We start from the raw sequence: 12126 nt of genomic DNA on the forward strand, positions 1-12126 counted from the left end.
GTAAGTATCTTTTACCAGAATTAACACGAATTGGACTACCCCATCAAGTTGATCATCATAACTATTATCTTTTCAATGCAAAAGGTCAACCGGGAATAATTGATAGACATCTACCTGATGCTATTGTAAATATTCAAGAGTATAGTAAATATAATTATCTTGTCATTTGTTTAGATGCAGAAGAAGTTACTATTGATTATAAAGAACAAGAAATTTATAAATGTTTAAAGTCTAACAACATTGATTTAGGAAATATCCAATTTCATATCATTGTTCAAAATTGCTGCTTTGACACTTGGTGCTTGGGAAATAAAGGAATTTACCCTTTCCAACCAGAAATTAGTCCATTATTAGATTATACAAATTATTATGATGTTTCAATTAATTGTCCAGAAATTATGGGTAAACAAAATTTTAATACTCATGCTCAATTTCATAAAGATTATTTAAAAGAACTGTTTAAGGTGAATAATCTTAAACATTATAAAATTCCTAATGAAGTCATAAAAGAAGAATATTTAGAACAATTAATAGCCAGGGTTCAAAATGAAACTGAGCATTTACCTACCTTTCAAACCTTCATAGAATTTTGTAATATGATTATAGAACTTACGCACGCTCACTAACTTGCCATGATATGAATGAACGAAATTGCGTCGTTTTCGGCTTTGGGAATAACTTATTGAGTAGGGTGCGTCAGATAGAGGAAATCTGTTTTTTTGTCAAAATATCGTGTCTGACGCACCCTACAAGGGATAAAATTCACGTTACATATTTGGGGAGTCTTGTCAATGCGTAAATCCTAGATTAAATCAAAGTTGTGAAAATCACTAATGCAAGGTCAAACTCTTGCTAATAAAGGGTTTTTCTTCTGACTCCTGCTATAACTGGCATTTTGCAGATGGTTAATGACAGCTCAGTTTGAGGTATCCCCATGAATATGAACAAGCTAACCAAATTCAGCAACAGCCAAAAGCCTGGGAAATTAAGTCAAATTTAAGAATAAATATGGTAGAATACCTTAATAATGTCAACAAGTAGAATAAAATATTTGTCTGTTGTCAAACACTGCTGCTATATATGTCCAAAATTTACACCGTAGAAATTAACCACCAAGGTACAAAACATACCCTGCAAGTTCCTGAAGATGAAAATATTCTTGACGCGGCCTCAGCTAATGGTTTAGACTTGCCAACTTCTTGCGGCGCTGGTGTTTGTACAACTTGTGCGGCTTTGATTACAGAAGGAACTGTAAATCAAGAAGATGGTATGGGTGTAAGTCTAGATTTGCAAAAACAAGGCTATGCGCTGCTTTGTGTTGCTAAACCTCTTTCTGATTTAAAAATCGAAACAGAAAAAGAAGAGATTGTTTATAAAGCGCAATTTGGGAAAGGTGGATAATAATCACCAATCACCAAAAAGTTTCTGTATTCTCAAAATCATCAAGGCAAAGGATTTAGGATTATGACAACTCACTTTATTTCCGCTGAAATCGAATTGCAACAAACTCCCACAGAATTAGAAAAAGCGATTACAGTAGAATTGGAGAAACAAGGTGAACCCCTGCGTTGGGCTATTACCGCTGTTAATGAAGAAGCACAAACCGTAACAGTAGAAGCCGTAGTTACCGCTTAAATTTCTTCTTTGCATCTTTGCCTCTTTGCGCGAAAAAAAACCTGTGATACCCATCCAAAAACCATACACAGTAATTTTAATTATACCTACCGGCATTGGGGCGGCGATTGGCGGTTATGCTGGTGATGCGTTACCAGTAGCTAGAGTTATATCACAGGTATGCGATCGCTTGATTACTCACCCCAATGTTATGAACGGCGCAAGTCTATACTGGAATATTCCCAATGGCTTCTACGTCGAAGGATATGGTTTAGATAAATTTGCGGCTGGAGAATGGGGTTTACGTCCGGTTCGCAGTAATAGAGTCAGTTTGCTTTTAGACCAGGGTATCGAACCGGAATTAATGCTGCGACACTTGCAGGTAGCCGATGCAGCTAGAGCCACTCTAGGATTAAATATTACAAATCATGTTATTACTGATGCACCGCTAAACGTAGAATTACGAACTTCTCCATCAGGTGCTAGTTGGGGAACAATCGGTAATCCTGATAGTTTATTACGGGCTGCTGAAAAATTAATTATAGAAGAAAAAGCCGAAGCGATCGCTGTTGTTGCCCGTTTCCCCGATGATATGGACGAAACCGCAATTAAAAAATATCATCAAGGTCAAGGAGTAGATCCTATAGCCGGTGTAGAAGCCGTCATTAGCCATTTATTAGTTCGTACCTTTAAAATTCCCTGCGCCCATGCTCCTGCCCTTGCCAGCACCCCACCAGACGCAAATTTATCCCCCCGTGCAGCAGCGGAAGAATTGGGCTACACATTCTTACCTTGCGTTTTAGTTGGGTTGAGTAACGCCCCGCAATTTATCATTAATACAGAAAATCACAATTCTTTATCCACTGATATCTGGGCAGATCAAGTTGATTCTTTAATCATTCCTGCTACATCTTGTGGAAGTAGTGCTTTATTGAGTTTAAGCCAGAAACAATGTCAAATAATTACAGTTGCAGAAAATAAAACTTTGATGCAAGTTCCTGCATCCATGTTAAGAATTCCCACCTTGCAGGTAAACTCATATTTAGAAGCAGTAGGTGTATTAGTCGCTCATAAAGCAGGTATCAATCCCTCCTCATTAACAATTAACAATCACCAATTACCAATTATTTTTTAAAATCCTGTGATTGAACAACAAAACCAAGAACCAGAAATACCCTATTTAACACGCACCCAAGTCTTAGTAGCAATGGGTGTAACCGCAATTATTCTCTGGATAGTTGCTAGATTATGGTTGCGCTGGGGTAATATCGCGCTTTTTAAGTGGCACTGGCAAGAACAAGATTTATTATTAGGAATTAGTTTAGGTGTAATTATTACCATATTAAGTGGTTTAGCTTATCGTCTTTCCCCTCCCTACCGCAGAAGTGCCGATTATTATCTAGAAATGGTTCTTAAACCGTTAGTTTTACCAGACTTAATTTGGTTAGGACTACTTCCTGGTTTAAGTGAAGAATTATTATTTCGAGGTGTAATGCTACCCGCTTTAGGCACAGATTATACTGCTGTAATCTTATCCAGTCTTTGTTTTGGAGTCCTACACCTTAGCGGTCCCCAACAATGGCCTTATGTAATTTGGGCAACCATTGTTGGTATTATTTTAGGTTGTAGCACCCTATTAAGTGGCAACTTGTTGTTACCAATAGTTGCTCATATCGTCACAAATTGGCTATCTAGCTACTTATGGAAAATTCAAAAACTTTAGATATCAGAGTAGGGATTTTTTTAATTTTTAATTTTTAATTTTTGGTGTTGCTGAATTGAACCTTTAAAACTCAAACCTCAGTGCGTCTTTGCGCCTTTGCGTGAGACTAGAATTCATACCCTTAATCAGCAACGCCTAATTTTTCTATAGGATTTGACTTCTTCTTTCTGAATCCTGACTCCTGAAACAAAATATCCCACCAATAACACCGCAATGGCTTATTGGTGGGAATTGGGGTAGTTTGATTAAGAGTTTTTCTCAAAGTCAAAACCAGGAAAAACCCAGTTATTGCTTAGAAATCATCAAGAAACTGACCAATCCGATTAATTACGGGGTCTACTTCTTGAGGTTCATATTCAGGTATGGCTTGCGCCACGCTAACGCTATCAGGAGGAATATAAGTAAGTGGTTGTTGATTCAGGATAATTGCCAACTTTGCCACTTGTTGAGTAAGTTGCATCATTTGACTTTCTATCGCCTCCAAACGATGAGACTCCCTCGCCAAAAAACGTTCCTCAAAACCAGCTATTTGATTTTGCATCTCACCGATTTTTTGTTCAACCGTAGTTATATTTGCTGTCTTAGCAACTGGTTGTACAGTTTCTGGGACACACAAAGATTTCCAGAGAGCCTCCTTACACAGGTCACTGAAAGTTTTATCTGGCTGTGTCTCTAAGGAGTTTTCCACCTGCGCTAACAAACTCTCATCAGCAATTTCTGGATTGAACGTAACGGATTTAACTACCTTTTTTGACCATTGGAACATCAGTTTTATGACCTAGCGCGAACAGCAGCAGATAATTGCGCTTCTCCATAAATATACTGCCCCAAAGCATTAGCTTGCCGAGAAGGTGCAGCTAAGTAAGCGTTGATTTTAGCTTCCTTGAGTAGACGTTGGACATCTTCCCAGAAAAACTCTCCACCACCACCTGTAATAATCACATCAGTTACCCGCTCTGGCAACCACGCTAACACGCGAGAGCAAATTTCCCGTGAAAACTGCTCTGTTAAGTTAGGCAGAAAATCATCTAAATTAGTAGGCTTACTAGCACCTTTGGGACGGTAAAAGCGATCGCCTTTAGGCTTATTAACCGCAGAAATCAGCGCCAATGATTGACTATCCGCACCATCTATTTCTTTAGCGACCAGTTCATAAAACTTACTCATCCCAAACTCTTCACTCTTAGAAGCAGCCCTAGCAAAGCGGAAATTATCCACCATGATCATATCAATGGTTTGATGACCAATATCCACAATCCCCACAGATATTTTCGTAAAATCGGGAACTGCTGTTGCTTTATTCGGTTGAGTTTCTGACCACAGCAAACTACCATATCCTTCTGGCATTACCCAGACTTTGGCAATATTCAAAGTTATGGATTCACCTCGGAAATTCAATACATGAGGTCCAGTTACCAAGCTAGTTAACTGTGCCTTTTCTTTTTCAAATTGTTCCAACGATAAGAACGGCAAACCCAGGACAACGAAAATTTCATCTCTGAGCTTAAAGTAACCAGCAGATGATAAAACTTTGACCAGCGCATCTTCTACCTTAGATTGGCCAACGCCAAGATTAGCCCCAAAATCGGCTGCTAATTGCCCTACAGCATAGCCACTACCTTGATACTCTAACCACAAATCCATTAGTGGGTCAGTAGCCTTAGCTTCAAACACACCACCGCGAATCTGCTCAATAGATGTTTGCTTCACGTTAGAAGGAATGAAAGCCACATTATTGGGTTCACGGCTCACACAAGTCTTTGTGGAGGTTCTACCCAAATCCACACTCAGAATGGTTTTACCCGTAATATTGGTTGGCTTGCCGGAATTTCCAGAATTCATGGGTGTGGCTGCTGATGCTGCTGATGCTGCTGATGCTGGAGTCCGGTTCATAGGAATAGCAGCAGCGTTCATGGGATTAGCTACGGGCGGTTGATCTGTCATGAAATCTCCTCTGTAAAAAGTTATCATGCTCATCTTACAAAAAGGTGAGCTACAAAAAATTTTAGGTTGGGTTAAGTGTAACTAGAAATACGTCAAAATTCATAACAGGCGATCGTCAATTTTTTATGATTTAGTATTTCTGATGTCAGTCTTGGGAAATGTCAAGTCAAGCTTTTCTTTTTTCTTCCCCCTCTTGACATCCAAGCACAGAATAACTACAGGGCAGCCACAGGGGGTTGCCCCTACTCCTAACCCGTCATATTGGCGGGAGAAAAATCATTAAATTTCTCCCACTACCAGTTTTAGCTAAATTTTGCTAAATGGTTGATGTCAAAGATTGGACTCTGGATTCCGAAGACCACTCTAATGGGTTCCAAACTCTCTCTTCTAAAGCCATTTGCTCAATTAGACTAGCCAGGCGTAAAGCTTTGAGAGCTTGTTCACCACCGACAGAAGGCTGATTGCCACCGCGAACACAGTTGACAAAATGCTCTAACTCTGCACTGAGAGGCTGAACATTCGTGGTATAAACCTTTTCAATTAAACCATCTTGTCTATATAAGACTTTTTGATGGTCAATCAGAGGATTAACAGGGGTTTGCCGATGTACCAAAATCTCATTATTGAGAAAATCTGCTTCTGTAAATGAATTTTTACAATGGGCAACTAAACGGCGAATTTTCCGGTGGGTAACTTTGCTGGCTGTGAGAGTAGCAACAATCCCATTAGCAAAACCCAAGGTAGCCGTTACATAATCTAAATAACCTGAGTCTAAAGAACGAGTCCCACTAGCAGTCAGTTTCACCACCGGTGAGGCGGCTAATTCTAGCAGTAAATCAATGTCATGGATCATTAAGTCCAGCACTACGGAAACATCATTCGCCCGCGCTGAATAAGGACTCATACGGTGAGATTCCAAAGCCAAAACTTCCTCGGTTTTGAGGACTTGACTAAGTTCCCTAAAGGCGGGATTGAATCGTTCTATGTGACCAACTTGCAAAATACACTGGGATTCAGCAGCAGCATTAACTAGGGATTCTGCCTCGGAAATACTAGCTGCTATCGGTTTTTCAATTAAAACATGGATTCCTGCTAACAAACAGTTTATACCCACTGCATAGTGTAACCTTGTAGGCACAGCAACACAGATGGCATCTACATGGGGTAGTAAGTCGCAGTAATCTTCAAAAAACCGGACTTTGTGTTTGCTGGCAGTTTCTAGACCACGTTCGACATTAATATCGGAAACACCGACTAATTCCACATCTTTCATGGAACTCAGTACGCGGGTATGATGTTGTCCCATGTTACCAACCCCAATTACGCCTACGCGAATATGGTGCGGCTGGCTGCGCTGTGAATAAAGATTTGGCTCTGACACTGATATGCTATCTTGCACTATTGTTCTCTCCTCAACCACCAAATTTAGAGACGCTAAGGTCGTTGGCTTTTATACTTAAACGCCAGGTCTGATCTGTCTTAAACCATCCAGATGGTAACATAGTGATTATCTTTATGAAGAATTTCAAAGTTTGGGTTCAGTTCCCGCCATCTGGTGATCTTTTCCGTTAACAGTTGTTAATTATCCTGTTTTTATTCATCTATTAGAAAAATTATGTGTTTTTTCTTTAACTCTGTAATTTTTGTAACTCTTAACAGGAATTGTCAGGTATGTATTTAGGAAATTAACTAAATTCAATACATACTTGGTTTTTATAGCGGTAAATTAATCACCCTTTCTATAGGTAAAATTACAATTCATTACATAGTTAATACTCAGAGTATAATGTTTTAGGCGATTTATACAATTAATGTTCTCATTCCTGAGAGTCTTTTTGTCCATATTTAATTTTTGTTGGTTGTATTTTCTTAATTTTCCCATCTTTTGGATGCAATTTATGAAGGAATTGGTAATTGTGAAAATTTCCCTCTCCTCCTGCTATTTCTTGATCTCCCATTTCCTCTTCTGAATATGAAAGCTGTAATTTTGTTGTCTGGTGGTTTAGATTCTTCTACTGTTCTTTACCAAGCAAAGGCTGATGGCTGTGAATGTTACGCTATTTCTTTTAATTATCAACAGCGTCATAGCAAAGAGTTGCATTCTGCTTTTATGGTTGCTAAGGCGGCTGGAGTAGTTCAACATCAGGTGGTCAATTTTGATTTACGACAATGGGGTGGTTCAGCACTAACAGACAACAAGATTGATTTACCTGCAGGGCGATTCCTGCGGAGCGCTTCGCTATCCCTCGACGAAATGGCAGATAATATTCCTGTTACCTATGTTCCTGCCCGTAATACCATCTTTTTAAGTTTTGCTTTGGGCTATGCCGAAGCGATCGCCGCCCAAAGAGTATATATTGGCGTTAATGCCCTAGATTATTCGGGCTACCCAGATTGTCGTCCTGACTATATCGAAGCTATGCAGCAAGTTTTCCAGTTGGGGACAAAACAAGGACGCGAGGGAGAAGCTATTAAAATTATCGCGCCATTAATTGATTTGAAAAAGACAGAAATCATCCAACTAGGCAATCAATTAGGAGTACCTTGGGATCTCACATGGTCTTGCTATGCCGGTGGTGATTCAGCCTGCGGTGTCTGTGATTCCTGTCAATTGCGGTTAGCAGCCTTTGCCGAATTGGGTTTAGAAGATCCCATTGATTATGTCACTTATACTGAAAACGGTTCATAGTTTAACCAAATATGAAACCCCCTCTGGTAAACCTCTCCTTTGCACCTCTCCTAAGAGGAGAGGGAAAAGGAATAATATTTAATACTGGAGAGGCTTTGAACTTGTTCTTTGTATGATAAAAAAGTCCAGCTTCTAGCCGTTTTGAGTATAATCAGGTAGCGATCGCCCTTTGATAAACTATAAAACCATACTTAATCCTATAAAATACGATGAATCAAATCTATACAACCGATGTCCTAGTCGTTGGCGGAGGCACCGGCGGGACTGCTGCGGCTATCCAAGCAGCGCGACGAGGTGTAAACACAATCCTCGTGAGTGAATTTCCCTGGTTAGGAGGAATGCTCACCTGTGCCGGTGTATCTGCACCAGACGGCAACGAATTACAAGCCTGGCAAACAGGACTATGGGGAGTCTTCCTACAAGAATTACAACGCAGACAACCAGGCGGATTAGATAATAGTTGGGTCAGTTTTTTTACTTATGACCCGCGGATAGGTGCAGAAATATTTGCCGACTGGGTACGAGAACTACCTAACCTGCAATGGATTTCTGGACAAGTTCCCTTAGAAGTATTGCGAACCCAAGACAGGATCACAGGTATACGCTTTGCAGACTTTACCATCAACGCCAAAATCATTCTCGACGGCACAGAATTAGGAGACCTATTAGCTTTAGGAGAAATCCCTCATCGTTGGGGTTGGGAATTACAATCAGAATGGCAAGAACCCAGCGCACCAACAAATTTTAACTCCCTGACCCAAACCTATCCAGTCCAAGCACCAACCTGGGTAGTAGTCATGCAAGACTTTGGAGAAAATACCGCCCCAGAAATTCTCCCCGCCCCCAACTATAATCCATCCCAGTTTACAGGAGCTTGGGACAACTATGGCGCAGAAACATTTTTGAACTATGGACGCTTACCAGCGAATCAATTTATGATTAACTGGCCTATTGCGGGCAACGATTACTGCCAAAATGCCAATCGGTTACTAGATGTAGGGGAGAAAAAGCGCGAATTTATGCAAGAATGTTATTGGCATAGTCAGAATTTCGCCCATCACATTCAAAGTCAGTTTGGTAGGCGTTACGGATTAGCAGAAAACCTGTTTTCCCATCCTAACTCCGCCTTTGCCCTCCATCCCTATTATCGGGAAAGTCGCCGCCTAGTAGGCTTGACAACTGTTTCTGAACGGGATATCCTGCCTTTAGCCAACGGCAAAACCGCATTACCATTTCATGATGCGATCGCCGTCGGTAACTATGCCAACGATCATCATTATCCTGGTGTAGAGTTCTCACTGCAACCTAAATCTATTCGTTGGGGTGGAAGATGGACAGGAACACCCTTCACTATCCCCTATCGCGCTCTTGTTCCTGCCACCACAGATGGTTTGCTAGTTTGTGAAAAAAACATTTCCGTTTCTCACATCGCTAACGGCGCTACTAGACTTCAACCAGTAGTCATGGGAATTGGACAAGCGGCAGGTATGGCAGCTTCTCTTTGTATTGTGCTAGAATGTCAGCCCAGGGATTTACCAGTGAAGAGTTTGCAGGCTGCATTATTGACAGACGACGATGCACCTAGCGTAATTGTTCCCTTGTTTAACTTATTAACTAATCATCCCGATTGGTTGTACTGGCAAACTTATTATTTAGACCATCCAGAAGCTTATCCTGCTGATGGTGACTGCCCTTGTATTGTGGTGAGACCAGATAATAAATTAAACCTCAACTGCTTTACAGGCAAATTCCAACGACTAGGTGAGCAAAATTACCAATTTAATATTACAAATGAAACCAATTTTACTACAACAAATTGGCAGCTTGTGACGTTGATACCTGATATAGATCAGCAACTACAAGCTTTACCCCCAGAAAAAATACTCAAGATTTGGGGGCGGCCAAATTTGTCTGGGAACTGGTTACTTGTTGAATATATTGAAGAAGTATAAAATGAACAATTATTCAGTAAAATACAATACTTTTTCGCAAATTTTCCGGATAGACATATAAGAGTTAAGTATTAGTGAAGTAGAGAGTTCTAAAATAGACATCTACTATGCGTGCTGCCATTTCACTTTTAGTATCGAGTCTGGTATTTGGCTCCTTAGCTTTTAACTGCGAAGCAGTACAGACTCGTTTTTCCGCTCTGTCAATGGCTAAGTCCGATTACCAGCTTTCACCTTTGGTGTTAAACCAGAGTTTCAACCTGGCTGATAACTCCAAACCTAGCCCCAATCAACCCGAAAAGCCCAATCCTCATCGAGGTAGTGGTCGTAGAGGATTAGATGGATAAGTTGGCAATTTCAGTTCTGTTATTCAATCGTTGGAGCGCAATACCTGCCAACCCAGAAATGATGTTACCGGATTATTGGATCTTTTAAATCCTACATACCACTTCTTGAATTGAAACGATATAGACAGTTACAGCACTACACTTGTTTGATTTTATCGTTTGTGAATTTCTCTTTGACTGACACCAGATATAGATAGTTACAAGCACTATATCTTTAATCAGTTGCATGGCTCTCGCGTCATCACGCAAGCTATCAGTATTGCCATTTCTCTGCTAAAAACATAGACAGTTACAGCACTTCATCTCTCGAAAATTGTTCAATATTTCATCAAAACATCCGGTAATTGCTCAACCCTTGGCGTGTATTGGTGACCAAGTCACTAATACACGCACCAATCTCACCTGTGGTAATCGCGTCCAGTACACATTGGGCGTTAGTAGGTGGGAATAATTACCCGAAGTGAGGGTACAGAAAACTTTTCTTAGTTATCAACCGTCATTGTGAATGCTGAATCTCTAGTAACTTGGCTTGTGAGCAATCCAATATTTACTTACGAAGTGAACTTGGGTTTCTATTTGCTCAAATCCCGCTTTTTCTAAACGCTCTACCAGGTTATCTGTAATGTAATGCTTGTAATAAGGTTCATGAAAAGTCTCTGAGAAGTTTTTGACAACTAATTCCATCTCCGGTACATCATTTACCTGAATAGAATCACAGATAATAAAAATGCCTCCTGGTTTTGTGACCCGAAAACATTCTTCAATTACAGTTTGACGAACTGCCGCTGGTAACTCATGAAACAGAAAAACACAAGTTGTGCCATGAAAATAATTATCTCGATAGGGCAACTCTTCGACATTTCCTTGTACGAGTTGCGGTAATTCTCCAGGAATTTGGGATAATAGTTCGTTGGCTTTCCGCAAATAGGCTGGGGATAAATCTATACCAAATAAAGATACGTCGGGTAAAGCTGCTCTGATTAACTTCAGTGTTCGTCCAGTACCACAAGCAATATCTATGACTCGGAGTTGTTCTTGGGGAATATGGTCAAATGCTGTTAGTTGGGATTTGAGAGGACAGAGGATGCGTCTTCTCATAGCATCAGTTGAGCCACCAAACAGAATTTCCACCTGTAAGTCATATAAATTGGCGGACAGTTCACTCAAATAGCCATCTGTTTGGTAATGGAAGTTCTGTACATAGTAGCTGGGATAGTTATCTGTGGATATTTTCTGGGAAAATTCTTGATATCTCCGATTTTTAATTCGTTCCCAGATATTTGGTAAATCTAAGCATACTAATGGATAGTAACGGAAGAAATCTTCCCAAGAATTATCAAATAATAAATTTTGTGGATACACACCTGCTTGACTATCTTCCCAGTCTCTTGCCAATAACTGGTTCATATTGTCTTGAAGTTGTGTGAGCAATTTCCGGGATAAAGGACTGATATTTGGCTGAAGTGATGGATAAATTAGGTTTTTGATCTGTGAAATTACGATTTTGTGAGCAAAAGCAAAGTAATTCTTCCCTGATTGCAGGGCTTGGTAGCTTGATTTTGTGAAAATATCAAACATAGATAAAAGATAAAATTAGGTTTTGTTGATTGTGTCGAGTTTCATGGCTCGTCCAGATTTTTATAGCCAAAAAAATGGAAAATGTAAATCATTCATAACAATTTTTACCTGTTAACAGGTGTGAATGGTTTATAAGGAAAATGCCGAAAACCCTTGAAGGTGCGGCTGACTCAGGAAGCCACACCTGTGATTTAGAGAAGGGATGAAGGCTAAGGGCTTTCCTTTATCCTGCATTGACGTTAATGCTTTGCTCTTCAATATATTGTTTCACTGTTTCCGTGG

Annotated in this window: 13 protein-coding genes; 8 read left to right on the forward strand and 5 right to left on the reverse strand. The window is 40.0% G+C overall.

Going from position 1 to position 12126, the window contains the following annotated elements; genetic code table 11:
- The 5 genes from FJR37_RS23780 to FJR37_RS23800 all read left to right on the forward strand — a co-directional run.
- A partial coding sequence (locus FJR37_RS23780; protein WP_168467298.1) for a hypothetical protein occupies positions 1-626 on the forward strand: 626 nt, incomplete at its 5' end.
- A 454-nt stretch (positions 627-1080) separates the two neighbouring features.
- Entirely contained in the window at positions 1081-1401 is a 321-nt protein-coding gene (locus tag FJR37_RS23785) for a 2Fe-2S iron-sulfur cluster-binding protein (protein WP_168467299.1), read from the forward strand.
- Between the two features lie 63 nt (positions 1402-1464).
- Complete coding sequence (locus FJR37_RS23790; RefSeq protein ID WP_168467300.1) at positions 1465-1635, forward strand: hypothetical protein; 171 nt, start codon at positions 1465-1467, stop codon at positions 1633-1635.
- A gap of 52 nt (positions 1636-1687) precedes the next feature.
- Positions 1688-2749, forward strand: a complete 1062-nt coding sequence (locus FJR37_RS23795; RefSeq protein WP_168467309.1) for a DUF3326 domain-containing protein — start codon at positions 1688-1690, stop codon at positions 2747-2749.
- Between the two features lie 6 nt (positions 2750-2755).
- The gene (locus tag FJR37_RS23800; RefSeq protein ID WP_168467301.1) at positions 2756-3337 is read left to right on the forward strand and encodes a CPBP family intramembrane glutamic endopeptidase; all 582 of its coding nucleotides are present in this window, start codon (positions 2756-2758) and stop codon (positions 3335-3337) included.
- Between the two features lie 292 nt (positions 3338-3629).
- On the opposite strand, the gene FJR37_RS23805 is transcribed toward FJR37_RS23800, so the two are convergent.
- The 4 genes from FJR37_RS23805 to FJR37_RS23820 all read right to left on the reverse strand — a co-directional run bounded on the left by FJR37_RS23805 (position 3630) and on the right by FJR37_RS23820 (position 7239).
- On the reverse strand, positions 3630-4103 hold the full coding sequence (locus FJR37_RS23805) for a plasmid segregation centromere-binding protein ParR (RefSeq protein ID WP_168467302.1): 474 nt from the start codon (positions 4101-4103) through the stop codon (positions 3630-3632).
- Positions 4104-4108: 5 nt separating this feature from the next.
- A complete protein-coding gene (locus FJR37_RS23810; protein WP_168467303.1) occupies positions 4109-5281 on the reverse strand; it encodes a ParM/StbA family protein in 1173 nt (390 codons plus the stop codon).
- 316 nt (positions 5282-5597) lie between these two features.
- A complete protein-coding gene (locus tag FJR37_RS23815; protein WP_168467304.1) occupies positions 5598-6680 on the reverse strand; it encodes a Gfo/Idh/MocA family protein in 1083 nt (360 codons plus the stop codon).
- Between the two features lie 418 nt (positions 6681-7098).
- A complete protein-coding gene (locus FJR37_RS23820) occupies positions 7099-7239 on the reverse strand; it encodes a hypothetical protein (protein WP_168467305.1) in 141 nt (46 codons plus the stop codon).
- A 14-nt stretch (positions 7240-7253) separates the two neighbouring features.
- Between FJR37_RS23820 and queC the strand changes: the two genes are divergently transcribed.
- The 3 genes from queC to patX all read left to right on the forward strand — a co-directional run bounded on the left by queC (position 7254) and on the right by patX (position 10266).
- Positions 7254-7970 (forward strand): 7-cyano-7-deazaguanine synthase QueC, encoded by a 717-nt coding sequence (queC, locus tag FJR37_RS23825; RefSeq protein WP_168467306.1) that lies wholly within the window; start codon positions 7254-7256, stop codon positions 7968-7970.
- 209 nt (positions 7971-8179) lie between these two features.
- A complete protein-coding gene (locus tag FJR37_RS23830) occupies positions 8180-9922 on the forward strand; it encodes an FAD-dependent oxidoreductase (RefSeq protein WP_168467307.1) in 1743 nt (580 codons plus the stop codon).
- A gap of 107 nt (positions 9923-10029) precedes the next feature.
- Positions 10030-10266, forward strand: coding sequence for a heterocyst-inhibiting protein PatX (gene patX / locus FJR37_RS23835; protein ID WP_027401389.1), 237 nt, complete (start codon positions 10030-10032; stop codon positions 10264-10266).
- A 516-nt stretch (positions 10267-10782) separates the two neighbouring features.
- Here patX and FJR37_RS23840 read toward each other — a convergent pair.
- Positions 10783-11844 carry a class I SAM-dependent methyltransferase gene (locus tag FJR37_RS23840; RefSeq protein WP_168467308.1) on the reverse strand — a complete coding sequence of 354 codons (1062 nt, stop codon included), beginning with the start codon at positions 11842-11844 and terminating at the stop codon, positions 10783-10785.
- Between the last annotated feature and the right edge of the window lie 282 nt (positions 11845-12126).

It is taken from the genome of Aphanizomenon sp. UHCC 0183 (assembly GCF_009712065.1).
In the GTDB taxonomy this organism is placed as follows: domain Bacteria; phylum Cyanobacteriota; class Cyanobacteriia; order Cyanobacteriales; family Nostocaceae; genus Dolichospermum; species Dolichospermum heterosporum.